The sequence below is a fragment of the Pseudoflavonifractor sp. BSD2780061688st1 E11 genome, from assembly GCF_005844125.1.
GTDB classification, from domain to species: domain Bacteria; phylum Bacillota; class Clostridia; order Lachnospirales; family Lachnospiraceae; genus Sellimonas; species Sellimonas catena.
The window spans coordinates 29337-54583 of record NZ_SPHM01000022.1 but is presented as its reverse complement, the minus strand read 5'-3'; the positions used below and the strand labels follow the sequence as shown (position 1 = coordinate 54583).

20 protein-coding genes, 1 pseudogene and 1 riboswitch are annotated in these 25247 nt (G+C 45.9%); of the genes and pseudogenes, 20 read left to right on the top strand and 1 reads right to left on the bottom strand.

Going from position 1 to position 25247, the window contains the following annotated elements; translation table 11 throughout:
• Nucleotides 1-114 precede the first annotated feature (114 nt).
• The 5 genes from FGQ85_RS11010 (at nt 115) to FGQ85_RS10995 (ending at nt 5551) form a co-directional block, all read left to right on the top strand.
• Nucleotides 115-1341 carry a nucleotidyltransferase family protein gene (locus tag FGQ85_RS11010; RefSeq protein ID WP_138373470.1) on the top strand — a complete coding sequence of 409 codons (1227 nt, stop codon included), beginning with the start codon at nt 115-117 and terminating at the stop codon, nt 1339-1341.
• Between the two features lie 41 nt (nt 1342-1382).
• Nucleotides 1383-1976, top strand: coding sequence for a VanZ family protein (locus FGQ85_RS11005; protein WP_138373469.1), 594 nt, complete (start codon nt 1383-1385; stop codon nt 1974-1976).
• 161 nt (nt 1977-2137) lie between these two features.
• Nucleotides 2138-2449 carry an AAA family ATPase gene (locus FGQ85_RS19185; RefSeq protein ID WP_330680200.1) on the top strand — a complete coding sequence of 104 codons (312 nt, stop codon included), beginning with the start codon at nt 2138-2140 and terminating at the stop codon, nt 2447-2449.
• The gene (locus FGQ85_RS11000; protein ID WP_347563089.1) at nt 2380-3690 is read left to right on the top strand and encodes an AAA family ATPase; all 1311 of its coding nucleotides are present in this window, start codon (nt 2380-2382) and stop codon (nt 3688-3690) included. Before FGQ85_RS19185 ends, FGQ85_RS11000 begins: the two co-directional genes overlap by 70 nt.
• Before the next feature lie 31 nt (nt 3691-3721).
• The gene (locus FGQ85_RS10995) at nt 3722-5551 is read left to right on the top strand and encodes an AAA family ATPase (RefSeq protein ID WP_138373468.1); all 1830 of its coding nucleotides are present in this window, start codon (nt 3722-3724) and stop codon (nt 5549-5551) included.
• Here FGQ85_RS10995 and FGQ85_RS10990 read toward each other — a convergent pair.
• Nucleotides 5541-7589 carry a penicillin-binding transpeptidase domain-containing protein gene (locus tag FGQ85_RS10990; protein WP_138373467.1) on the bottom strand — a complete coding sequence of 683 codons (2049 nt, stop codon included), beginning with the start codon at nt 7587-7589 and terminating at the stop codon, nt 5541-5543. The two genes, FGQ85_RS10995 and FGQ85_RS10990, sit on opposite strands and share 11 nt — an antisense overlap.
• 219 nt (nt 7590-7808) lie before the next feature.
• On the opposite strand from FGQ85_RS10990, the gene FGQ85_RS10985 reads away from it, so the two are divergent.
• The 15 genes and pseudogenes from FGQ85_RS10985 (at nt 7809) to FGQ85_RS10915 (ending at nt 25137) form a co-directional block, all read left to right on the top strand.
• Complete coding sequence (locus FGQ85_RS10985) at nt 7809-9164, top strand: trypsin-like peptidase domain-containing protein (RefSeq protein ID WP_243128545.1); 1356 nt, start codon at nt 7809-7811, stop codon at nt 9162-9164.
• Between the two features lie 73 nt (nt 9165-9237).
• Nucleotides 9238-10227 carry a 3'-5' exonuclease gene (locus FGQ85_RS10980; RefSeq protein WP_171027946.1) on the top strand — a complete coding sequence of 330 codons (990 nt, stop codon included), beginning with the start codon at nt 9238-9240 and terminating at the stop codon, nt 10225-10227.
• A 24-nt stretch (nt 10228-10251) separates the two neighbouring features.
• Entirely contained in the window at nt 10252-13824 is a 3573-nt protein-coding gene (locus tag FGQ85_RS10975) for an ABC transporter ATP-binding protein/permease (RefSeq protein WP_138373465.1), read from the top strand.
• 46 nt (nt 13825-13870) lie between these two features.
• The gene (locus tag FGQ85_RS10970) at nt 13871-14938 is read left to right on the top strand and encodes an FAD:protein FMN transferase (protein WP_243128544.1); all 1068 of its coding nucleotides are present in this window, start codon (nt 13871-13873) and stop codon (nt 14936-14938) included.
• A gap of 238 nt (nt 14939-15176) precedes the next feature.
• Nucleotides 15177-15378, top strand: a riboswitch (cobalamin riboswitch).
• Between the two features lie 199 nt (nt 15379-15577).
• The gene (locus FGQ85_RS10965) at nt 15578-16681 is read left to right on the top strand and encodes an ABC transporter substrate-binding protein (RefSeq protein WP_138373464.1); all 1104 of its coding nucleotides are present in this window, start codon (nt 15578-15580) and stop codon (nt 16679-16681) included.
• 25 nt (nt 16682-16706) lie between these two features.
• On the top strand, nt 16707-17756 hold the full coding sequence (locus FGQ85_RS10960; protein ID WP_243128543.1) for an iron ABC transporter permease: 1050 nt from the start codon (nt 16707-16709) through the stop codon (nt 17754-17756).
• Entirely contained in the window at nt 17753-18511 is a 759-nt protein-coding gene (locus tag FGQ85_RS10955) for an ABC transporter ATP-binding protein (protein WP_138373462.1), read from the top strand. The genes FGQ85_RS10960 and FGQ85_RS10955 overlap by 4 nt, the downstream gene beginning before the upstream one ends.
• Before the next feature lie 145 nt (nt 18512-18656).
• Nucleotides 18657-19649, top strand: coding sequence for a Fic family protein (locus FGQ85_RS10950; RefSeq protein ID WP_087254406.1), 993 nt, complete (start codon nt 18657-18659; stop codon nt 19647-19649).
• Nucleotides 19650-19741: 92 nt separating this feature from the next.
• Nucleotides 19742-20098 (top strand): annotated as a pseudogene (locus tag FGQ85_RS10945) (SDR family oxidoreductase); the annotation flags it as partial.
• 85 nt (nt 20099-20183) lie between these two features.
• A complete protein-coding gene (locus FGQ85_RS10940; protein WP_243128542.1) occupies nt 20184-20888 on the top strand; it encodes a carboxymuconolactone decarboxylase family protein in 705 nt (234 codons plus the stop codon).
• A gap of 337 nt (nt 20889-21225) precedes the next feature.
• Nucleotides 21226-21525, top strand: coding sequence for a DUF6110 family protein (locus tag FGQ85_RS10935; RefSeq protein ID WP_087169497.1), 300 nt, complete (start codon nt 21226-21228; stop codon nt 21523-21525).
• 6 nt (nt 21526-21531) lie between these two features.
• A complete protein-coding gene (locus FGQ85_RS10930) occupies nt 21532-23619 on the top strand; it encodes a heavy metal translocating P-type ATPase (RefSeq protein ID WP_138373460.1) in 2088 nt (695 codons plus the stop codon).
• 251 nt (nt 23620-23870) lie between these two features.
• Nucleotides 23871-24314, top strand: a complete 444-nt coding sequence (locus FGQ85_RS10925) for a transcriptional repressor (protein WP_118637396.1) — start codon at nt 23871-23873, stop codon at nt 24312-24314.
• On the top strand, nt 24301-24585 hold the full coding sequence (locus tag FGQ85_RS10920) for a hypothetical protein (protein ID WP_138373459.1): 285 nt from the start codon (nt 24301-24303) through the stop codon (nt 24583-24585). The genes FGQ85_RS10925 and FGQ85_RS10920 overlap by 14 nt, the downstream gene beginning before the upstream one ends.
• Entirely contained in the window at nt 24586-25137 is a 552-nt protein-coding gene (locus tag FGQ85_RS10915) for a class B sortase (protein WP_138373458.1), read from the top strand.
• The last annotated feature ends 110 nt before the right edge of the window (nt 25138-25247 follow it).

The window sequence follows — 25247 nt, the reverse complement described above, 5'->3', positions numbered from 1 at the left end:
TGAGGCAAGAGTAAAACGGATAATTGCGGAAGAACCCGCCACCGCAGAATATTCAACTGCACAAAGCAATAAACAAAATTGTGCAGTTTGTTAAATTTAAGAAGGGAATTTTACATGAATACTCAACAGCGTGACTTTTTAAAAATCATTTCCGCAGCTTTGAACAATCAGCCGCCTGATTTTCAGGGCTATCAGCTGCCTGAAGACTGGAAGCGTTTACATAAGATCAGTTCCGAACAGAAACTATCACCAATGATCTATGATCAGCTGTATCGTCTGCCGGCCTTTCAGAAAGCTCCGGCGTCATTACAGCAAAAGTGGAGGGGAGAAGCAGTAGCAGCGGCAGGCAGGCAGGTGATCCAGACAGAATCCTTTGCACAGGTTTGTGATGAACTGACCAGACGGGGAATTCGATACGTAGTACTGAAAGGTATTTCCTGCAGAGTCTGGTATTCTCATCCGGAACTTCGTCCGTCGGGAGACGAGGATATTCTGATCGACCCGGAAAATCTGAAAGTCTGTCATGAAGTATTACGAGAACTTCATTTTATAAACGAAAAATCATTGGATGTCCCGGACATTCAGAAAGAGCATGAAATCACGTACCTTGCACAGAACGGATCACTTTATCTGGAAGTGCACTTGGATGCGATTGGCAAAGAAAACGCCATGCAAAGGCAGCTGAATGTACAGTTTACGAATCTGTTGGACAAGACGGAAAAAATTACATTTGAGGGACATGACTTTTTCGTGTTAGAGCCAACCGAGCAGATGATTCAGCTGATGTCACATTTTTACAAGCACCTCTATGGATCTGGAGTGGGTGTCCGCCAGATGATCGATCTGCTTCTTGGCATCCAAAAGCTTTCCGACCGGATTGACTGGGACAAATTTGGACAGTTCCTGAAAGAGCATCATATGCAGAAACTGTTTGCTGCAATCCTGAATGCGGGGACAGATTATCTGCATCTGGAGCTTGAAAATATTCCGGGCACGTTTATCCGCAAAAAGGTTCGCCCGGAAGCACTGGTGGATGATATGTTTGCAGGAGGCATTTACGGCTTCGGGGAGAATAATGACAGGAAACTTTCCGGATTTACCGCGGTGGAAATAGATTCTGGAGAAAACAAATGGAAAAGGATTCTTTTTCCATCCAGGATACGACTGGGAGACCGTTATCCTAAATTGAGAGAAAAACCATACCTGTATCCGTATTTCGTTGTGAAACGATGGTTTGAACTGTTTCTGGAATACGGATCAGGAAAGGAGAAACGGGAACTCCTGAAGAAACGGATGAGTATTGCAGAGAAACGGAAACAAGTGCTAAACTATTACCGATAACCTTGTTAACAAATTACAAAGGAACCTTCCGGGAGGTGATCATGATTTCTATCCTTCAAACAATTTTGACCAACATTCTCAAAGCCATATATGAGTCTTTTGGCTTTGCAGTTCTTCTTGCCATATTTTTTATGTTTTTCTATCTGTTCGCTAAGGCGACCAGCTGGAAGCGGGCGGTGAAGATCTGGCTGGAAATGTTTCGGAAGTCATCCGAATTCCGGAAAATGTTCCTGTTTGTTTTTTATGTGGCGCTGATGCTCTTCCGGACGCTGTTGAACAGAAGTATCTGGAGTAACCCGTTATCCAATGTGATGGGAGGATGGGGACTGAACGGAGATGATGGTAAGCTGAGCACAGAGGCAGTTGAGAATGTCTTTCTTTTTATTCCGTACATCCTGCTTCTGTTCTGGACGTTCTCTCATAAACTATGGAAAACCAGAAAAGTGACATGGATGCTGGCATCCGCTCTGGGAATCGGTTTTGGGACATCCCTTGGAATTGAATTTCTACAGCTGCTTCTCTGCCTGGGGACCTTCCAGCTTTCCGATCTGTTTTACAATACGCTGGGAGGAGTTCTTGGCGGCATGATCTATGTGACAGCAATGAAGGTCAAGGAAGCGTGGAAGGTAAGATAAGGACACTCCCAACCTTGACCGCTTTCCATCTTCATGATAAAGTAAAGCATAACAGGTGAATGATGTCCTTTTAAAATCTGGCTGGGCAGACGCCCTTTCCAGACAGAAAAGAGGACATCCTATTGTTTATGTCACTGGCATCGGAAAGGAGAATGGGGAGGATGAGAAAGAAACTTCCTATCGGCATCGATGGATTTGAAAAAATCAGAAGTAATGATTTTTATTATATTGATAAGACAATGTTCATTAAAGAGCTTTTACAAAATTGGGGCGAAGTGAATTTATTTACCCGCCCCAGACGTTTTGGTAAATCTTTGAATATCAGTATGTTGAAATCTTTTTTTGAGATTGGAAATGATCCAACTTTATTTGAAGGACTGAAGATCGCAGAGGAAAGGGAACTATGCGAAAAATATATGGGGAAGTTCCCGGTGATTTCTATCAGCCTGAAAAGTGTGGACGGTTTGAATTGAGTTATGCTATGTCAAATGCTACATTGATCGACAGTTTGAATACACTTTCCAGGTTGTTGAAGCAACATTACGGTCAGAGTGTCATCCTGCTGATCGATGAGTATGATGTTCCATTGGATAAAGCGTTTCAGTCCGGATATTATGATGAGATGGTAAATTTCATCCGTAATCTGCTTGGCAATGCGCTGAAGACGAATGACAGTCTGTATTTTGCGGTGCTTACAGGGTGTCTCAGAATCTCCAAAGAAAGTATTTTTACCGGACTGAACAACCTGAAAATACATACGATATCCGATGTCCGGTATGATGAATACTTTGGTTTTACGGATGCAGATGTAGATGAAATCTTGCGCTTTTATGGCTTGACGTCGTATAAGAATGTGATACGGGAATGGTACGATGGATATCGTTTCGGCAAAGTGGATGTATACTGCCCATGGGATGTGATTAATTATTGTGATGTTTTGCTGGCGGATCCGGAAGCCGAACCTGAGAATTATTGGGCGAACACAAGTGGGAATGATCTTGTCCGCCGTTTACTGGTAAGATCGGATCAGACCACACGGGATGAAATAGAGCAGTTGATTGGCGGGGGTACGATTGCGAAAACACTCCGGCAGGAACTGACTTGCCGGGATGTGGAGGACTCGATTGATAATGTCTGGAGTATTCTGTATTCCACTGGATATCTGACCCTGAAAGAACGCCTGAATGGAAAGCAGGTGAAACTGGCGCTTCCGAACCGGGAAGTAAGGGAATTGTTTATTGATCTGGTAAAGGAATGGTTTCAGGAAACAACCCTTGCGGATTCTGCGAGGATTCATCGATTCTGCGCGGCATTCCCGGCTGAAGATGTATCCACAATTCAGGACATGCTCCATGATTATTTATGGGATTCGATCAGCGTGCGTGATACAGCAGTGCGAATGAATAGGAAAGAGAACTTTTATCATGGAATGGTATTGGGACTGTTGCAAAGCCAGGGAAGCTGGAGGGTTCAGTCCAATGATGAGACCGGGACAGGATACAGTGATATTTCTATCAGCACTCGGGAGCGGACGGGGATTGTGATCGAAATAAAATATGCAAATGATGGTAATTTAGACGGGGCCTGTGCGGAAGCATTAAAGCAGATTGAAGACAGAAACTATGCAGAAGGTCTCCGGCGTCGGGGAATGAAGAAGATCATCAAGTACGGAATGGCATTTTACAAAAAGGAATGTATGGTTGTAAAGGCCTGATTGTAATGCTGGGAGAAAGGCTGGTCAGCAGATGAGTAATGTGAATAAGAAAAAATTGCCGGTAGGAATCGAAAGTTTTGAAAAGATCCGTACACAGGATTTTTATTATGTAGATAAAACGGTAATGATTCGGGATTTGATTCAAAGATGGGGCGAAGTGAATCTGTTTACGCGTCCAAGACGTTTCGGAAAGTCGCTGAATATGAGCATGTTAAAAGCTTTCTTTGAAATCGGCGGTAATCGGGCGCTGTTTGATGGTTTGAAGATTTCGGAGGAGAAAGAGATCTGTGAAGAGTATATGGGAAAGTTTCCTGTGATTTCTATCAGTCTGAAGGATGTGGAAGGATCCGACTATGATGTTGCACGTACACTTTTATGTTCTGTGATTGGAAATGAAGCGCTTCGGTTTTATGATCTTCTGAAAACCAGTGCAAAGTTGAATACAGTGGAGCGTCAGCAGTATGAACAGCTTGTTCGGACAGATCAGACACAGACAGAAAGTTTTGTTATGTCGGACGCGGTATTAATGGGAAGTCTGAAGACACTTTCTTCTCTTTTGGAGAAGCATTATGAAAAGAAAGTAATTCTGCTAATCGATGAGTACGATGTTCCTCTCGCAAAAGCAAATGAGCAGGGATATTACAATGAAATGGTGCGAATGATGAGAAATCTGCTTCAGCAGGTTTTAAAAACGAATAACAGTCTTTACTTTGCAGTACTGACGGGTTGTCTTCGTGTAGCGAAAGAGAGTATTTTCACCGGATTTAACAATTTTAAAATTTATTCCATTACAGATGTTCGATTTGACGAATATTTTGGATTTACAGACAATGAAGTCAAGGAAATGCTGGCGTATTATGGACAGTCCGAAAAATATCAGACTGTTCGAGAATGGTACGACGGGTATCATTTTGGAGCTTTGGATGTCTATTGCCCGTGGGATGTGATCAGTTACTGCGATGATTTGATCGATGACCGGGATGCAAGACCTAAGAATTACTGGATCAATACGAGTGGAAATGATGTAGTTCGTCACTTCATCGAAAAGATGGGCGACGGAGTGATGCAAAGTGAAATGGAAGCATTGATTGACGGAAAAGAAGTAGAGAAGGAAATTCATGAGGATTTAACATATCAGGAGATTTATATTTCAGTGAAACATATCTGGAGTATGCTTTTTATGACGGGATATCTGACAGGGCAGGGGCAGGCAGAGGGAGACCGGTATAAGCTTGTAATTCCAAATCTGGAGATTCGAAGTATTTTTATCCGGCAGATCATGACAATGTTTCAGAAAGAAGTTGCAAAAGATGGAACACTTTTAGAAAAATTCTGTCATGCATTAGAAACAGGGAATGCTCCTGACGTAGAGAAGTTCTTTACTTCTTATTTAAAAAAGACCATAAGCATTCGGGATACATTTGTACAAAAGACATTGAAGGAAAATTTTTATCATGGGATACTCCTCGGAATACTGGGGTATAAAGAGGGGTGGATTTTGAAATCCAAAAAGGAATCCGGAAACGGATACAGTGACATCTGGATTTACGATGAAGAAAAGGAACTTGGCATGATTATTGAAGTGAAGTATGCACAGGAAAGGCAGCTTGAATCCGTCTGCCGGGAGGCGATTCTTCAGATCGAAAGAAACAGCTATGTGGAAGAATTGAGAGAAGAAGGCTGCTATACGATTATCAAATACGGGATTGCATGCTATAAGAAAAAATGCCGGGTCGCTGTAAAAAAAAGAATCCGTACTCAAATAGAACCTGGAGAATATAAGAGAGCGGCCACCCTGACTTATTATGTCAGAGCAGCCGCTCCCTTTGTATCCTTATTTGCAAGTCTCATCATGAACTGAAATACTCATCCAACACAGCATCATCCTTTTCCACAACATACGTACTTCCGCCTTTATCTTCTACATGTTCCACCATGCTGACAAGTAGTACCGGTTTGGCTGCATTCGGATCAGTGGTGAAGACGCTGAACCAGCCGATTTCCTGACCGGTAGTTCCCTGCTCGGATTTGAGCTCCGCAGTTCCGGTTTTTCCTGCGAGTTCCGTATCGTTGCGGTGTGCCGCATAGCCGGAGCCGGCCCGGTTGTTGACTACGGATTTCAGATCTTCTGTGAGAATGGATGTATTCTCCTGAGAGATCGCGTTTTCAATCCAAACGGTAGCGGACGGATTGTCTTTGTAAATCAGGTAAGGCTGAATCATGCTTCCGTTATTGGAAAAGGCCGTATACATAACAGCCAGATGAAGCGGATTGGCCAGTACCTGTCCCTGTCCGTAACCGCTGTCGGCAAGCTGGATCTCCTCGGTAATGGAGCCGTCGTTGTCATACTGGGACTGGGACATCTTGATCTCAAACGGAACAACCTGATTGAAACCGAATTTGTCCAGACCGGCGGTAAACTTGTCTGCTCCGAGATTCAGAGCCGCCTTGGCAAAGAAAATGTTATCTGAGTAAATCAGTGCATTTTCCAGAGTACCCGGTGAATAGTCCTGCAGAGTAGTGACATAATAGCTGCCCCAGCTGGAGTCTTTCTGCCAGCTTGTGCCATTGCTTCCATAATCCTGATTCGGATCGATTGTTCCTTCTGCCAGACCGATGGCTGCTGTAAACGGCTTCAACGTGGAGCCCGGAGCGAAGGTCTGACGGAAGCGGTTGTAAAGAGGCTGGCTTTCGTCATTGTTCAGCGTATCCCACTGATCGGTAGTAAGACCGAGAATGAACTGGTTTGTGTCGTAGGATGGTGTACTTACAAGGGCAAGCACCTCGCCGGTGTACGGGTTCATAGCGACGGAGCAGCCTTCATCTTCCTGGAACTGTTCGTACAGAGACTGCTGCAGTGTAATATCAATGGTCAGCCGGATATCCTCACCATCTGTCTTTTCCTGATAGGCGAGAACAGACTTCTGTTCCCCGTTTTCATCTTCGATGACTATGGTATAACCGTTTTTCCCGCGTAGTTCGTCTTCATACAGAGATTCCAGCCCGCTTTTTCCGATGACGCTGTCAGAAGAGTATCCTTCGTCCGGATGTTCTTCCAGATCTTCGGCAGTGACGCTGGACACGTATCCGATCAGATGTGCGGCGGCTTCTCCGTAAGGGTAGTTTCTGACTTCTACAGTAGAGAGCATCACACCGGAAATCTCGAGAAGCTGGCTTCGAAGATCCGCATCGGAAGCAGAGATGGTTGTCAGCGGCACGAAAGAGTCATCTGTCACCCAGCCCTGTGAGAGTTCGGATTCGATGGCGTCACTGGTCATCCCGAGAAGCTCTGCCAGTGTCTCAACGTCCGCAGAATGATCTTCATTCATCTCTCCAGGAACAAGACCGACGGAATAGGCGGTGCCGGTACCTGCAAGTACGACATTGTTTCTGTCAAGGATCTGGCCTCGTGCGGCCTCATCGGTGTAGATTCTGACTTTATCCGTCGAAGTCAGCTCTGGAAAGATCACGCTGTCATCCCAGACAAGGACGGTCCCCTTTTCGCTGTCGTTTGTAAATCGGGCTGTATTATCATAGGAAATTTCTCCTGCGAGCGTTGTCAAAGTAACCGAATAGGAAACACTGTCCTTTTCTTCGGATTTGATCTCTACTTTGACATCGGAACAGCCGATTCCTTCGTAAATGTTCTGATTTCTTGAAATGAAATCATCTTTGGAGACATCCCCGGTATCTACAAGATTGTACATCTTTTCATAATCCTGTGAAGTGATATAGGAAAAATAATTCTTCAGAATATCGGAAGGATTCTCTCCTGTACCGCGCAGACGGAAGAAAAGAAATACTCCTGCTGCGATTATGACAATGACTGCCACAATCAGGATCACGGGAAGAACCATGGATTTCTTCCGGGAAGAAGAACGTCTTCTTTTTCGACTCATAAAATGCAATTCCCTCCTTATAAATATAGAATGCAAAAGTATCATATTCTTATTTCATTATATCGGATTTCTATTTGCTTTTCAGCAACTTTAGGAAAAAATAAGAAAAAGTGACAGGACATACTTTTTTCAAAATTTCATCACATGATCACCACAATGAGACATTATAGTAATAGATGTAAAAAGGAAACAAAGATAAAAAAAGGAAGTGCATAATTTATGAAAAAACAGTTTTTCAATTTCCATAAAAATACTGAAGAGAACAAAGACAATATGACAAATGATCAGTCACAGGGATACGAAGGATATCAGAATTACCGGAACGATTATCAGCAGAATTACCAGCAGGATTCTTTTTATCCATATGGACAGCAGACTCCGGAGCAGGATCCGCACAAGAAGTCCCCAAAGAAGAGAAAAGGCGTCAAGACGGTCGCGGCAGTTACAGGACTGGCCGTTCTCTTTGGCGGCATAGCAGGAGGAGCATTTTATGGAGTCAATTATCTGGTGGGCGGAAGCGGCAGCTCTTCCAATCAGATTGCGCAGGCGGATACAGCAAGTCTGACACAGGTCTCCTCAGGGACAACCAATACAGATCTGACGGATCTGGTCAAAGCGAGCATGCCGTTTGTTGTATCGATCCAGAATATGTCAGTGGAAGAAGTACAGAACTTCTTCGGCGGTACATCCCAGCAGGAATCCACGAGTGTAGGTTCCGGTATTATCGTCGGAGAGAATGATACAGAGCTTCTGATTGTGACGAATGCTCATGTAGTAGAGAATGCAAATACCCTGACAGTAACATTTAATGATGAAACCAGTCTGGAAGCCAATATCAAAGGTTCTGATTCCGATAAAGACCTTGCGGTTGTAGCTGTTCCGCTTGACAGCATCAGCAGTGATACAAAGTCAGCAATCAAGACAGCAACTCTTGGCGATTCTGACGCACTGCAGGTTGGAGAGGAAGTCATTGCAATCGGTAACGCACTTGGATACGGACAGTCCGTAACGAACGGAATTGTAAGTGCCAAGGACAGAGAGATCAGCGGATATGACGGAACTCTGATTCAGACAAACGCAGCGATCAACCCTGGTAACAGCGGCGGCGCGCTTCTGAATACAAAAGGTGAGGTCATCGGTATCAACTGTGCGAAGATCAGTGATTCGTCTGTAGAGGGTATGGGATATGCCATTCCGGTTTCCGAAGTTTCTGATATTATTCAGAATCTGATGAACCAGCAGACAAAGACAAGAGTTAGTGAAGAGGAACAGGGAAGTCTCGGAGTTCAGGTAATGGATATCGATGAGACAACGGCAGAACGTTACGGAATGCCGCAGGGCGTTTATATTACAGGGCTTACACAGGATAATACAGATTCCGACCTGCAGCGTGGATATATTATTACCGCGTTGAATGGAACAACCATCTCAGATACCAGCGATCTCCAGAATGAACTGGGCTACTACCGTGCAGGTGAAGATGTTACGCTGACTGTACAGTCCGCAGGATCAGACGGGGAATACACCTCCCGGGATATTACAGTGACACTGATTTCCAGCCAGTCAAATCAGTAGGTCCGGCATACTACTTGATTTTTCCGGATACAGACCATATAATATGGTTGTACATCATGACAGGAGTGAAACGATGAACAGATACCGGAAAGAACATGACAACAAGTGGTATGAGATTACACTGAAAGATGAAAGTGTCAAGCTCGTAAAAGGGCAGCAGTCCATACCGGCGGTTAAACGAAAATATAAAGGACAGATCCGGTCAATCAGGCGGATTTCCATGCAGGGCCTGCAGGGCAGGCAGAAGGAGAAACTTGGAAATTATATCGCGTTTCTGGATCTGGAATATAATACAGGGGATCAGAATAAATACCCGACGGAAATCATTTCCGTCGGGATATTGATCGTTGAGAGGAAAAGTATGAAGGAAAAAGAATCATACTATTCTCTTGTACGCCCTAAATTTAATACTGTGCTGAATCCATACTGCATGGAGCTGACAGGACTCAGGCAGGTGGAAGTCGACCACGCGCCTGGATTCGGACGGGTTTTTCGTGAAGTGCTGGATCTGTATCGTAAATGGAACATCCGGCAGACCTTTGTCTTTGGAAGCGCGGATAAGCCGGTCTTTCTGGATAATCTGCTTCTGAATGAAGAGGAAGAGGAGCTGTACCGGATCGGTGAAGGAATGAGGGATATTTCGCTTCAGTTATTTTTTACTTTATTTGGAAAGGACGGGAGTCTTTCCCTGGAAAAGATGGGAAGAATCCTGAATGTCTCGGTGGATGGAGCACTTCACAATGCGCTGAACGATGCGAGGCTTCTTTATTTATGCTATCGCGCAGTGATAAAGGGTGAGATTCCGCAGGACAGGCTTTCCATGGCCAGGGAGGAGCTTTTGATACGTGAGGTCTATCAGAAAAGCCGAAAATTTGAAGAGCCGATGACCGGATATCCGGAGGAGAAAAAACAGGCAGCCTATGCATTGATCGAGGAGCTGATGAGTACGGTAAAGACGGACTCGCTTCGGGAGAAAGGAAAGGTTCTGGCGCTTTGCGATGACATTCTTCTGATGACGGGGGAGAAAGCACGCTATCAGAGAGAGTATTTTCACTGGATTTAAGAATGACAAAAAAGGAGAACGTATATGCTTCAGATCAAACACATACGAAAGGAGTACAGGACGGGGAAACTGGTGCAGAAAGCACTTGATGATGTTAGTCTGAATTTAAGAGACAATGAATTTGTCGCGATCCTCGGACCGAGCGGTTCCGGAAAAACGACACTTCTGAATATTGTCGGAGGGCTGGACCGTTATGACAGCGGAGACCTGATTATCAACGGGATATCGACAAAGAAGTATAAGGACAGAGACTGGGATTCCTACAGAAACCATACGATCGGATTCGTTTTTCAAAGCTACAATCTGATTCCACATCAGACGATTCTGGCAAATGTAGAGCTTGCACTTACGATTTCCGGAGTCGGGAAAGCTGAAAGGCGCGAGAGGGCTCAGAAGGCGCTGGAAGAGGTGGGACTGGGGGAACAGTCGCACAAAAAGCCGAACCAGCTTTCCGGAGGTCAGATGCAGAGGGTTGCGATTGCGCGTGCCCTTGTCAATGACCCGGATATCCTGCTGGCGGATGAGCCGACGGGGGCGCTGGACAGCGCGACGAGTGTCCAGGTAATGGATCTTTTAAGGGAAGTGGCCAAGGACCGGCTGGTTGTCATGGTCACCCATAACCCGGAGCTGGCAGAGGAGTACGCGACCCGGATCGTTAATCTGAAAGATGGCAGGATCCGGTCGGATTCCAATCCATATGAGGTGGATGAAACTGCAATGAAGCAGCCGGAGCATCAGAACATGGGAAAATCATCCATGTCACTTTTGACTGCATTATCCCTTAGTTTTAATAATCTGAGGACAAAAAAGGCGCGGACGCTTCTGACCTCCTTTGCGGGATCAATCGGAATTATTGGAATTGCATTGATTCTTGCGCTTTCTACAGGTGTCAATCAGTATATTCAGTCTGTGGAAGAGGATACACTTTCGGAGTATCCGCTCGAAATCCAGAGCACGGGGATTGATATGACCGCCATGCTCGGAGACGGAGGCGGGGAAGAGAAAGAGGCCGGCGACGTGGATGTGATCCAGATGGTCAGCAATATGTTTTCTACCATGGATTCCAATGATCTGGAATCCTTAAAAAAGTATCTGGAGAGCGGTGAGAGTGATATCAAAGACTATACCAATGCGGTGGAATACTCTTATTCTGTATTTCCGCAGATTTACCGTGAAGATGGAGATTCCATCCGGCAGGTGAATCCGGACCGCTCATTTGATGCACTTGGATTCGGATCAGCCTCCGGGTCCAACAGTATGATGTCCTCCATGATGAGTACGGACATGTTTTATGAAATGCCGGAAAATGAAAATCTCTATAAAGGGCAGTACGATGTAAAGGCCGGTCGATGGCCGGAGAATTATAATGAGTGTGTGGTTGTCCTGACGGCAAACGGGAATGTCAGTGACTTTATGCTTTATACACTCGGACTTCGGGATGCTGTGGAACTGGATGAGATGATCCGGCAGTTTATCAATGAAGAAGATATCGAAACACCGGAAAATATGGGAAGCTATTCCTATGAAGATTTTCTCGGTATTACCTTTAAACTGGTCAACAGTGCGGACTATTATACGTACGACAGTCAGTATGGTGTCTGGACAGACAAATCCGGCAATGAAACCTATATGAAAGATCTCGTGAAAAACGGGGAAGATCTCAAGGTAGTAGGTGTTGTCCAGCCTGCAGAAGATGCCAATGCAGTGGCACTTTCTTCCGGAATCGGCTACCCGTCTTCTTTGACCCGGCATGTAGCAGAAGAGGCGGAAGACAGTGAGATCGTAAAACAGCAGATTGCGAATCCAGACGTCAATGTCTTTACCGGGGAGGCGTTCGGTGAGACAGAAAGCCAGAACGGGCTGGATATGAACTCGTTATTTACCGTCAATACGGATGCACTGGAAAATGCTTTTCAGTTCAACAGCGATGCGCTCTCAGGCAGTCTGTCCGGAGCAGTGGATTTTTCCGACCTGTTCCAGATGGATGGAAACACTCTGGACCTTTCCAAAATGGTGGATCTTTCCGGAATCCAGATCGAGCTTCCGGATGCAGGCAGTCTGAATCTGAATGATCTGATGGGGAATCTGAACCTGACTGTTTCGACGGAAGGGATGACAAAACTGGCGGGAAATCTGATTTCCGGCTATCAGGACTACGCAAAAGAGCATCCGGAGGCAGATTATTCGGGGCTGAGCGAAGACTTTGCAGGATATTTGAAAAGTACGGACGCACAGAAGATTCTCAAAGAAAATATTCTGGAGATCATTGAATCAAACGGCGGCATCACCGCATCGGTTGAACAGATTCAGAACCTCTTCCGTGAAGTTTTAAGCGGTTTTATGGAGTATGCATCGGAGCATGGATATACGGATTCGGAGAGGTTTGATGAATATCTTCTGGAATACCTTCAGACACCGGCTGCGGCAGAGATCATCAACAGTTGGGGCAGCAGAATCTTTGATTCTGTACAGGATATTTCCATCACCACAGAGCAGCTTCAGAAGATTGCCCGGGAGATGGCAGCCGGATATCTGGATTACGCAGAAAAGAATCAGCTGCCGGATCTGACAAAGATGGATGACTATTTTGTCAGCTACCTGAATACAGATGCGGGGAAAGAAGCGCTTTCCTCCGGAATTTCGGAGATAGTTGATATGGAGAGCCTGCAGTCGCAGGTTGGTACGGCCCTTGAAACTTATATGAAAGAAGTGATGGGCGCGTATACAGGCGCAATTTCCAACGCACTGGAAACTCAGATCAGCTCTGCCATGAGCCAGGTGGTAAGCCAGATGAGCAGCGGAATGGAGACGGTGATGCAAAGAGCAATGAGTCGGGTGGGAACGAGCCTTCAGGAGGCCATGGGAGATGCCATGACCATCGATGCAGACGCCTTTGCCAATGCGTTTGAAATGAACATGAGTGAGGAGGAGCTCTCCGAGCTGATGATGTCCATGCAGTCTACGGGAGAGACTTCCTATGACAGTAATTTAAGAAATCTGGGATATGTGGATTTTGATGTCCCGGCAGGTATTGCCATTTATCCAAAGGATTTTGAGAGCAAAGAAGAAGTCGTAAAGATTCTGGACGGCTATAATAGTCAGATGGAGGCACAGGGAAAAGACGAGCAGGTGATCACCTACACAGATATGGTTGGTACTCTTATGTCTTCGGTTACGGATATTATCGATATTATCAGCTATGTACTGATCGCCTTTGTGGCCATTTCTCTGGTGGTTTCTTCCATCATGATCGGTGTCATTACCTACATCAGCGTGCTGGAGCGGAAAAAGGAAATCGGAATTCTCAGGGCCATTGGTGCCTCAAAGGGGAATATTTCCCAGGTGTTCAATGCGGAGACCTTTATCATCGGGCTTTGCGCCGGGCTCATTGGAATCGGGCTTACCCTTCTGCTTCTCATACCGGGAAATGCATTGATCCATCATCTTGCAGATACGAATGAGGTAAGCGCCGTGCTCCCTGTAGTGCCGGCACTGATTCTGATCGCGTTAAGTGTCGTGCTTACGCTGCTTGGCGGACTGATCCCTTCACGAAAGGCGGCAAAGAGCGATCCGGTGACAGCGCTTCGTACCGAATAATAATATATAAAATCTCATTAAAAGCAATGTAAAAGGCGGTTCAGACATGAGAAGATATAAGACAGAAAATAACTACCGTACAGGGACAGCAGCGTTTGTGCTTCTGTGCAGTCTTGCTTTGACGGCATGTCAGGGAGCACAGAATACAGGCGGCAATAGTCAGGAGGAATCCAGAAAAGAGTTTTTCGCCATGGATACCTATATGACCTTTACCGCTTACGGGGACAATGCCGGCGAAGCGCTGGAAAAGGCGGAGAAAGAGATTCATACACTGGAGTCCGAGTGGTCCGTCACGGATGAAAACAGCGAAATTTACGCGGTCAATCACAGTAATGGAAATGTGGTGACGCTCAGTGAGGATACAGCAGGTGTTGTCAGCTTTGCCCTGGAAATGGCAAAAGAGACCGATGGAGCACTGGAGCCTACCATTTATCCGGTGTTGACGGCCTGGGGATTTACGACCGATGAAAACCGGATTCCGGGAAGTGAGGAGATTCAGTCGCTTCTTGACCGTGTCGGCTACGAAAAAGTGGAGCTGAACGGGCAGGAAATCCGTCTGCCGGAAGGAATGGAGCTGGATCTGGGCGCTGTAGGAAAGGGTTATGCGGGAGATCTGACAGCAGAGATTGTGAAAGAGAGCGGAGTAACGTCGGCTCTTTTAAATATCGGCGGCAATATTCAGACCGTGGGCTCCAGACCGGATGGAAATGACTGGCGGCTTGCCATACGGAGTCCTTACGGAGACGGAGAGGTCGGCGTGCTTGAGGTATCGGACTGCGCCGTGGTGACCTCCGGAAATTATGAGAGGTATTTTACCGGAGAGGACGGAAAACGATACGGACATATCATTGATCCGAAGACCGGATATCCGGTGGATAACGGACTGGCTTCTGTGACGATTGTGACCGAGGAAGGAAAGACGGGAGATGCCCTTTCCACCTCCATGTTCGTAAAAGGACTGGAAGGTGCGCAGGAATACTGGAAATCTCATGAGGGATTTGACATGATTCTGATGACAGAAGATGGAGAAATCTATCTGACAGAAGGCATTGAGAACAATTTTACCTTGACTGACAGCTTCAGCAATATGGAGAAACATATTATCAGAAGATAGAGGAGGGAGCGGAAAAGACGCGTCTTTCTCCGGATTCCGATTTATAAGGATGGGAAGCCGTTTCTGCGTAATTATTGCATGTTCTGGAAGAAAGACCGGAGCAACTATTACATGGAAGAGTTTGCTGAGATTCTGCACTGGCTTTTAGAAAAAAGCATAGGGAGAATGTCCGGTGGGAACTGCGGTTGCAATTGACGCCAAAGTGTGCTAAATTGGGAACTGTAATATTTCCTGTTAGAATTGAATAACTTTATCAAGTGAAGAATTCCTTTGTCAAAGAGGATGAATTTTAAAAGGGAACGGAGTGGAAATCTCCGGCGATCCGGTCACTGTAAGCAAGGAGTCTGTCCCAATTTATGTCATTGCGGCAATGCCGTGAGAAGGCTGGGACAGGCAAGGAGAGGCAAGCCAGGAAACCTGCTTGATAGAGAAGATGAAGCTTCCGTGTAAAGCAGACATCTGAAAATATGGGCGGCGGTCTTTGCCTGTCCATATGTTTTTGTCGTGCCTGCTTATAAAAAGCAGGTTTTTTTGTTCTGCAAAACGAATCTTCCGGTAAGTAGGAATATGGATCTGACGGGTAAGCCAAAGATCCTGTAACAGGAAAGGAAAATATACCGAAAGAAAGAAGGAGAGAACATGAAACAGAACATGGTGAAAAAGGTACTGGCGTGTCTTCTGACAGCCACAATGACGGTAGGACTTTCCGCCTGTGGAGGCAGTGACGGAAACAACAGCGGGGATGCGGGCAGAATCAGCTCTGATCAGGTGAAAGAGGACAATCAGGCTGCAGATGACGGTTCGTCTGACAGCAAGGACACCACAGAGAGTACGAAAAAAACCGAATATCCGCTGACGATCACGACTTATGGCCGGGATGGCGCCGAGTACACGATGACTTATGAAAAGGCGCCGGAAAAGGTGGCAGCGGTTTACCAGGGATCGGTGGAGACGCTGCTTGCTCTTGGACTGGAGGACCGGATTGTAGCGACGGCAGGGCTTGATAATGAGGTGCCGGATGATCAGAAAGCCGCATTTTCCAAAACAGACTATCTGGACGAGTTTACACCGTCCAAAGAGACAATGACGATGCTGGAACCGGATATGATTTTTTCCTGGGTATCCCTGTTTGATGAGGATAACCTTGGAAGCCCGGATGAATGGATTCAAAAAGGAACAAATGTCTATATCAATACGAATACCGCGGTGAAAGAAGATTCTCTGGAAAATGAATATAACGATATCCTGAACATTGGAAAGATTTTTGATGTGCAGGACCGTGCAGAAGAGATCGTAAATCAAATGAAAGAGACCGTAGAACACGTAAAAACGCTGGCCGAAGAACAGGAAGAAAAGCCGTCTGTCATGGTGGTGGAGAGCATGAATGATACCTTTACCAATTATGGCGCGGCAAGCATTGCGGGGGACATGGTGACCCAGCTTGGTGCCAGCCTTGCAAATCCGGACGCATCCACGGTTGGAAAGGAAGACATTTTAGCGGCAGATCCGGATGTGATTTTTGTCGTCTACATGCCATATACCGGGGATGATCCGGAAACGGTGAAGCAGGAAAATCTGGATAAGATTCTGGAAGATGAAGCCTTTCAGAGTCTGAGCGCCGTGAAAAATGACCGGGTTGTTCCGATTATGTTAAGTGAGATGTACGCAAGTGCGACAAGGACGCAGGACGGGATTGAGACTATCGCCAGAGGCCTGTATCCGGATCTGGATCTGAACGAATAGAGGGAGCATGATGAAAAGAGGAGCGATGAAAACAAAGACATATGGAATTCTGATTCTTGGGCTGTCTGCGGCTCTTATACTGTCACTTTTTACGGCGGTACTGTTTGGAAATGCGGATTTGTCCTTTCAGGATGTGTACCGTGTGATCGGATATGAGGTCTTTCATACAAAGAGCCTGTCCGCCTACGGCCAGGGAGCTGTCCACGATGTAGTCTGGCAGATCCGTCTGCCGAGAGTGCTGATGGCGGCAGCAGTGGGGACAGGGCTTTCCGTGTGCGGCGTTGTCATGCAGGCAGTTGTCAAAAATCCCCTGGCAGACCCGTATGTCCTTGGCGTCTCCTCCGGGGCATACCTTGGGGCTGCGGCATCCATTCTGCTTGGGATCGGTTCCGTATTTGGAGATCAGGGCATGGGGATTATGGCCTTTTTCGGGGCGCTGGCAGCGTCCTTTGGTGTGCTTTTTATTTCCGGCATCGGAGGACGCACGAGCGCGGGGAAACTGATTCTGGCCGGAATGGCGGTCAGTACCGTCTGCTCCGCGTTTGCGAACTTCCTGATTTATATTTCCCAGAACCGGGAAGCAACGACTCAGATTTCCTACTGGAGCATGGGAAGTCTTGCCACGGCTGACTGGGACAATGTGCCGGTTGTTCTTCCGGTCATGATAGTCGCAACACTGATTTTCTGGACTCAATCCCGGAAGCTGAATCTGATGCTTTTGGGCGATGAGACAGCGGTGACACTTGGGACCGACCTCCACCGGGTGCGGATCGTGTATCTGATTCTTTCCTCCCTGATGGTGGGAACCGCAGTCTGTGCGGCAGGAATGATCGGGTTTGTCGGGCTGATCATTCCCCATGCAGTGCGGATGTGTCTGGGGACAGACCATAAAAGGCTCATCCCGGTCAGCGCATTGACCGGAGCGGTCTTTCTGATCTGGACCGACGTGGCCTGCAGGGTCATTCTGGACTATGTGGAATTGCCGATCGGAATTTTAGTCTCCCTGATCGGTGCACCATGCTTTATTTATCTGATGATAAGGAAATCCTATGGGTTTGGAGGTGGGGAAGCGTGAAAATCAATACGGAAGATCTCCATCTTTCCTACGGGGCGCAGGAGATTTTAAAGGGAATCAGCATCCAAAGTAAGGAGAAGGAATTTATCGGACTGATCGGGCCGAACGGAAGCGGAAAATCAACGCTTCTCAAGTGCATTTACCGGACTTTGAAACCGGATCAGGGTGCTGTCTATCTGGACAGAAAAGAGCTGAGTACGATCCGCGTCAAAGATTCCGCCAGAAAACTGGCAGTGGTAGCTCAGCATAACCATTATAATTTTGATTTCACCGTACAGGAAATCGTCATGATGGGGCGGTCTCCCCACAAAAAGGCACTGGAACGGGACAATGCCGGAGACCATGCCATTGTAAAAGAAGCATTGCAGGCTGTCGGCATGTCGGAATTTGCGGATAGAAGTTTCTCCACGCTTTCCGGAGGGGAACAGCAGCGGGTTATTCTCGCAAGAGCCCTTGCCCAGCAGACACCCTGCCTGATTCTGGATGAACCTACCAACCATCTGGACATTACCCACCAGCTTCAATTGATGCGGATTGTAAAGGAGCGGAATGTGACGGTGATCTCGGCCGTCCATGACCTGAATATTGCGGCCATGTTCTGCGACCGTATTTACGCGCTCAAAGACGGCAGGATCGCAGGAGAAGGGACACCGGAGAGTTTGCTGACACCGGAGTTTATCCGGGAAATTTACGATGTGGAGGCAGAAGTCGTCAAAGATAAAAAAGGACAGATCCATATTTTATTTGTAGAGTAGCAGAAAAGGGATTGTACACCGTTTACTGGTGTGCGATCCCTTTTTCAGTGGATGAACTCATATAGGTGTTGAAAAATTTTTGACTTGCTGTATAATAGAGGAAGAAAGTACGCAAGATAATACGCAAGTATATGGAGGTACTGTCATGGGAGTGTATAAACCGCCTTTTACAATAACAAATGAAATATTATCATATGTATCTTCGATTTCAGAAAAGATTGGACGAATTTCGGCAACCAGTAATTTAGAATCCAAACCACATTTGAGAAGAAACAATCGTATCAAGTCCATTCATTCTTCATTGAAGATTGAAGCGAATTCTCTTTCTTTGGGGCAGGTTAGAGATGTAATCAACGGAAAGACAGTGCTTGGTGAACAAAAGGAAATTCAGGAAGTAAAAAATGCCTATGCCGCATATGAAAAAATTTCCGAGATCAATCCATACAACATAAGAGATTTGAAAAAATTTCATGGCATAATGACCAAATATGTTGTAGAAGAATCAGGTGACTTCCGTCGAGGTGAAGAAGGTGTTTTTAATGGCGATCAGTGCATTTTTATGGCACCACCTTCACGATTTGTTCCCCAGTTAATGGATGAACTTTTTGATTGGATGAAAGAAGCACAAAATAGTGTTCATCCTCTTATTTTAAGCAGCGTATTTCATTATGAATTTGTCTTTATCCATCCGTTCTCTGATGGCAATGGTAGAATGGCAAGATTATGGCATACTGCGATCCTTTCCAAGTGGAAGCCGATATTTGAATTTATTCCAATTGAGAGTCAGATCGAAAAATTTCAAGAAGAATACTATGACGCGATTGCTAAATGCCATCTGGATGGTGCATCAACAATTTTCATTGAATTTATGTTGTCACAAATTGATAAAATTCTGGATGACATTTCCATTCAGATCAGTGAAGATAATGGGCAGCTTTCGGAATACATTAAGAAACTGCTTGATGTTATGGAATATGATATTCCTTATACAAGCAATTCACTTATGGAAAAACTGGGGTTGAAATCTAAGGAAGGTTTTCGAAGAAATTATTTACGGCCGGCAGTAGACATGAATCTTATCCGTATGACAATTCCAGATAAACCTAACAGCAGGAACCAAAGATATGTAAAGATATGATATATTTAGATACCACGCCCGGTTCAATATGAACCGGGCGCTTTTGAAACAATCATAATCTGGTCATATGTAAGAAAACAGACATTAGAAGTAAAATGCTTGCCTGTATACCGACAGAGGAACTTTTGAAGCTGGATATCCTTCAGCCGGAAAAGATCAAAGACACGTATCAATTCCATTTCTCCCGGCATTATCGTGACGCGTTGGCAATAGATGAGTTTAACGGTCCACGTGGAGATTTCTATAAAAATATGTTCGCTAAATGCCCGGCAGGCCGCCCGGGAACTGCCGATGAGGTGGCCAATGTGGCGGAACTGCTGATGAGTGAAAAGGGGACCTTCATCACTGGAGCGGATATACTCATTGACGGAGGCGCGACCGCATCGTATTTTTACGGGCCGCTGAAGCCGGAAGCAAAGTTTCTGGTTATATATACCTATTCAGATTAAGTATTTGATCTTGCAAAACCGGAGTTTTATACTGTAAGAAGAGGTGGAGAGCCTGAAATTCACATAGAAACAGGAGGCAGAAACGATGACAGAAACAATGAATTTTCACAAGACAGATTCAGAATTTATGGAACGGTGGGAAGCATTTGCATATAACGAGGTTGTAAACGAACCGGGACAGACACTGGATGAGACCACCAGATATCTTGCAGTCCTTGCTGCGCTGATCGGAAGCCAGTCCGTTGACGCATACCGGTATTATCTGCCAAAGGCAGTCGAAAGCGCCCTGACTCCGGCGATGGTAAAAGAAGTCGTTTATCAGGCAGTAGATTATCTTGGTTTTGGAAGAGTGTTTCCATTCTTTGCAGCAACCAATGAAGTGTTTGAAGCAAACGGAATCCCGAATCCGGAGGAGAACCGTGGAACGACTACGATGGAAGACCGTCTGGAAAAAGGAGCTGCCGCCCAGGCTGAGATCTTCGGACCGCAGATGCTGGAAGCATGGAAAGCCGGACACATCAACCGCTGGCTTGCGTCTAACTGTTTTGGAGATATTTATACAAGAAAAGGACTGGATCTCAGGCAGAGAGAACTGATTACCTTCTGCTTTCTGGCGGCACAGGGAGGCTGTGAGCCGCAGCTGACGTCCCATGCAATCGGAAATATGAATCTTGGAAATGACAAAGAATTTCTTGTACGGGTTGTCTCTCAGATTCTTCCGTACATCGGATATCCGAGAAGCCTGAATGCAAACCGCTGTATCGAAAACGCAGCGACGCAGATGGCGTAATCGTCAGGAACCCAATAGATTAAGATATGGCAAACGGACCGAAGAGAGCAGATCTCCACGGTCCGTTTTGTTATAGAACTTAAGGGAACATCGATGATTATATGGATATTGAGAAGATTTATCAACAAGACCGGTTAGGTTTGACTAGCCTGAAAATGTGTTGCTATGCTTATAGAGTATCCTTATGATAATTCAGTAAAAAAGGAAGTGATGGCGCATGAAGCAGCATAGATTCTGGGCATGGGCTGCCGTGTTCTGTTTCATAATGGTATTCTATACCGGATACAAGCATAAGTAATTCAAACATCAAAAAAATTTATAGCAGGAGGTAAAACATATGTTTAGTGATTCATTGATGAAGAAAATCGGATTATTCGCAGGAGGAGTCCTTTTCGGGACGGCAGGGGTAAAGATTTTATCCAGTAAAGATGCAAAGAAAGTATATACAACGTGTACGGCGGCTGCATTGCGCGCAAAGGACTGCGTGATGAAAACGGTAACGAATGTTCAGGAAAACGCAGAGGATATTCTTGCAGAAGCACAGCAGATCAATGAGGAAAGAGCCGCAGTGGAAGAAGCGGCAGTCCAGGAGGCGGAAGAAGACGGTGCGGCCTCTTCTGACAATGGAAAGATGTAACCGCTCATGAAATATATTATCAAGCATGAGATCAAGGGCCGCCTCCGGATTCACATCGTTCAGAAGAAAATGACATGTGAGGAGGCGGATACTCTTTTCTGGTATCTGGACAGGCAGAAAAATATAACAGATGTCAAAGTGTATGAACGCACCTCAGACGCTGTCATCTGCTATACAGGAGACCGTGGTGAACTGATCCGGATGTTGAAGGAATTCCGGTACGAAAAGGTAAACGTACCGGAAAACATGATCCGGAATTCCGGGAGATCCTTGAATGCGTCATATAAAGAAAAGCTGATTGCAAAAATGCTGCTGCACTACGGATGCCGGCTTCTGGTTCCGGGACCGCTCCGGGCGGTGGTTGTGACGGCCAGGTCTTTAAAATATCTTGCAGCCGGGCTGCACTGCATCCGAAAAAGAAAGATAGAAGTCCCACTTCTGGATGCAGCGGCAATCGGCGTCTCTGTCCTGCGCCGGGACTTTAATACTGCAGGATCTGTGATGTTTCTTCTCGGAGTCGGAGAGCTTTTGGAAGAGTGGACCCATAAGAAATCAGTTGGCGATCTGGCGCGGAGCATGTCTTTGAATGTTAAGAAAGTCTGGCTGAAACGCGACGGACAGGAAATTCTTGTAAAGGCCGACAAGATCCGGAAAGGTGACATAGTGACCGTACATATGGGAAATGTCATTCCTTTTGACGGGGAAGTATCCGGCGGGGAAGGGATGGTAAACCAGGTTTCTCTTACGGGAGAGGCCATGCCGGTACGCAGAGTACAGGGACAGTCCGTCTATGCGGGTACAGTAGTTGAGGAAGGGGAACTTGATGTTCTGGTAAAAGCGGTATCAGGTTCCACCAGATTTGAAAAGATCGTGGCAATGATCGAAGATTCTGAAAAGCTGAAATCTTCTATGGAGAGCAGAGCAGAACATCTTGCCGACAGGCTCGTACCGTATACCCTGCTTGGAACCGCGGGGGTATGGCTTTTGACCCGGAATGTAACCAAAGCCTTATCCGTGCTCATGGTGGATTTTTCCTGTGCACTGAAACTGGCCATGCCTCTCACCGTACTTTCAGCAATCCGGGAGGCAGGCGGATACGGGATCACCGTGAAAGGCGGAAAATTCCTTGAGGCGGCCGCGGAAGCTGACACGGTGGTCTTTGATAAAACAGGCACGCTCACAAAGGCGAAACCAACGGTGAAAGAAGTGGTTCCGTTTGGTGATGTGCCGGAAGAAGAATGCCTGCGGATTGCAGCGTGCCTGGAGGAGCATTTCCCTCATTCCATGGCAAAAGCCGTAGTGGATGCTGCAAAGAAACGGAATCTTGCCCACGAGGAAATGCACTCCAAAGTAGAATATATTGTTGCCCATGGGATCTCTTCCCATATTAACGGGAAAAAAGTGGTAATCGGCAGCAGCCATTTTGTATTTGACGATGAAGCATGTCAAGTCCGTCCGGAATACCGGGACAGATTCGAATCACTGCCGGACGAATATTCTCATCTGTATCTTGCCATTGAACAGGAACTGACGGCAGTGATATGTATTGAAGATCCGCTGAGAAAAGAGGCAGGGGATATGATTCGGGCATTGAGAACGGCAGGAATAAAGAAAACCGTTATGATGACCGGCGACAGTGAGAAGACCGCAGCATCAGTCGCCCGAAGGGTCGGCGTAGATGAATATTATGCGGAAGTGCTCCCGGAAGAAAAAGCGGGGTTTGTGGAGAAAGAGAAGGCGCAGGGGCATAAGGTAATCATGATCGGGGACGGAATCAATGACTCTCCGGCCCTGTCAGCGGCGGATGTAGGTGTCGCTATCAGCGATGGTGCAGAACTCGCAAGGGAAATTGCCGACATAACCATTGCGGCGGAAGACCTTCGGGAACTGGTTACACTGAAACATCTTGCAAACAGAATGATGAATCGGGTCGTAAAAAACTATCATCAGATCATCGGTATCAATGCAGGACTGATCCTTCTTGGCGTTGCAGGCATGATTCAGCCAACGTCATCAGCTCTTTTTCATAACACATCGACTTTACTGATCAGTCTCAGGAGCATGAGAAATCTGCTGACTGATGAAAAGAAATAAAAATCATTCAAAGAGGGAGATTCACGTTGTGTGCGGAATCTCCCTCTTTCTGTTAACAGTATTCTTTTATACCATGTCAAATATAAAACAACATGAATAATTGTTGATTTTTCAATTCGGTTAGTCTATACTAATTTAAGGAAAGAAAAATATGACAGAATAATGATAATCAGCAGTGTATGGAGGAGTAGATATGGCTAACATATTAGTGCAGGTTCCAACGTTTTACGGGCAGAAAGCGGGATAGTATCTTGAACAGAAAAGATGAGATTATTGAGAGACTGAAAGAAAACGGATGCCGTATTACTAGACAGAGGAAGATACTGATTGACATTATTCTGGAAAATGACTGTGCAAGCTGCAAGGAAATCTTTTATAAGGCTTCGAGGGAAGACAACAGGATCGGAGTAGCGACTGTCTACCGTATGATCAATGCGTTGGAAGAGATCGGGGCGATCAACAGAAAAAATATGTACAAAGTGGAATGTGCAGAAGATCTTACAGATGAAGAGGGATGCGAGATTATTCTGGAGGACAGTACTGTGTTCCGGATGCCAAAAGAAAAGCTGGATCAGATTGTCCGGGATGGAGTCAGAAAATGTGGTTATCTTGGCAAGGGAAAGAAAATATCAAAGATTATTTATCATAGTCAGGAGATGCCGAAAAGAGAGAGCGGCATAAATGAAAATGAATAGAAAAAAGCAGGACTGTAAAGAGGGAAAACATTTCAGTTTGTCAAAACTTTTGATTCCGGTATCCCTTGTGCTGATCAGTCTTTCTCTCGGGAACATTCTCCCGGATTATCTTGATAAACATAATTCATCCCGGACCTATGAAAACCTGAGAGAAAGCTATACAAAGATCCGGAAAGGGGACGGCGGGGAAAAGGAAAAAGACTGGTGGCTCACGGATGTGATGATCCGGTTTGACGAATTAAGAGAAGAAAATCCGGATATCGTGGCATGAATCCGGTCAGATGATCCGGAAAACACAGGAATCGATTATCCGGTTTTCTACTCGGGAGATAATGAGAAATATTTGAGACGGGATCTGTATGGCAAATCCCACATCGCCGGGAGCATCTTTCTGGAGGGACTGAACCGGCCGGATTTCACGGATTATTATACAGTCATATACGGGCATAACATGAATGACGGGAGCATGTTCGGCGGCCTGAAAAAATACCGGAAAAAAGAATTCTGGGAAGAAAATCCGTATTTTACCCTGTACACAGAAGGGGCAGTATACCGGTATCAGATCTTTGCCTGCCACGAAGCGGAAAACGGCGGGGATGTCTATAAGATCGGATATGAACCGGGGGAGAAATATCAGAAGCTGATTGACAGTATGGTCTGTAATTCTCTGATCGACACAGGAATTCATCCGGACAGCAGTCATAAAGTAATGACGCTTTCCACATGCACTGACAGCGGATATAGCAGACGGTTCGCGGTTCATGCGGTGTGCGTGGATTCCCGGAAAACAGAAGAAACAGAAAATAGAATAAATGAGAATTAGTATCATTAGCACGGATTGACAGAAATAGAAATGGTATGATATGATTACGGCAGTTAGTAGAAACTAATTCCAGTGTATGAATCTCACATATTTCATTCTTTGTTTATGTG

Bases quoted from the DNA above. Each gene is read 5' to 3' on its own strand.
- FGQ85_RS11010 (WP_138373470.1), top strand. From the start codon at position 115: ATGAATACTCAACAGCGTGACTTTTTAAAAATCATTTCCGCAGCTTTG.
- FGQ85_RS11005 (WP_138373469.1), top strand. From the start codon at position 1,383: ATGATTTCTATCCTTCAAACAATTTTGACCAACATTCTCAAAGCCATA.
- FGQ85_RS19185 (WP_330680200.1), top strand. From the start codon at position 2,138: ATGAGAAAGAAACTTCCTATCGGCATCGATGGATTTGAAAAAATCAGA.
- FGQ85_RS11000 (WP_347563089.1), top strand. From the start codon at position 2,380: ATGCGAAAAATATATGGGGAAGTTCCCGGTGATTTCTATCAGCCTGAA.
- FGQ85_RS10995 (WP_138373468.1), top strand. From the start codon at position 3,722: ATGAGTAATGTGAATAAGAAAAAATTGCCGGTAGGAATCGAAAGTTTT.
- FGQ85_RS10990 (WP_138373467.1), bottom strand. From the start codon at position 7,589: ATGAGTCGAAAAAGAAGACGTTCTTCTTCCCGGAAGAAATCCATGGTT.
- FGQ85_RS10985 (WP_243128545.1), top strand. From the start codon at position 7,809: ATGAAAAAACAGTTTTTCAATTTCCATAAAAATACTGAAGAGAACAAA.
- FGQ85_RS10980 (WP_171027946.1), top strand. From the start codon at position 9,238: ATGAACAGATACCGGAAAGAACATGACAACAAGTGGTATGAGATTACA.
- FGQ85_RS10975 (WP_138373465.1), top strand. From the start codon at position 10,252: ATGCTTCAGATCAAACACATACGAAAGGAGTACAGGACGGGGAAACTG.
- FGQ85_RS10970 (WP_243128544.1), top strand. From the start codon at position 13,871: ATGAGAAGATATAAGACAGAAAATAACTACCGTACAGGGACAGCAGCG.
- FGQ85_RS10965 (WP_138373464.1), top strand. From the start codon at position 15,578: ATGAAACAGAACATGGTGAAAAAGGTACTGGCGTGTCTTCTGACAGCC.
- FGQ85_RS10960 (WP_243128543.1), top strand. From the start codon at position 16,707: ATGAAAACAAAGACATATGGAATTCTGATTCTTGGGCTGTCTGCGGCT.
- FGQ85_RS10950 (WP_087254406.1), top strand. From the start codon at position 18,657: ATGGGAGTGTATAAACCGCCTTTTACAATAACAAATGAAATATTATCA.
- FGQ85_RS10940 (WP_243128542.1), top strand. From the start codon at position 20,184: ATGACAGAAACAATGAATTTTCACAAGACAGATTCAGAATTTATGGAA.
- FGQ85_RS10935 (WP_087169497.1), top strand. From the start codon at position 21,226: ATGTTTAGTGATTCATTGATGAAGAAAATCGGATTATTCGCAGGAGGA.
- FGQ85_RS10930 (WP_138373460.1), top strand. From the start codon at position 21,532: ATGAAATATATTATCAAGCATGAGATCAAGGGCCGCCTCCGGATTCAC.
- FGQ85_RS10920 (WP_138373459.1), top strand. From the start codon at position 24,301: ATGAAAATGAATAGAAAAAAGCAGGACTGTAAAGAGGGAAAACATTTC.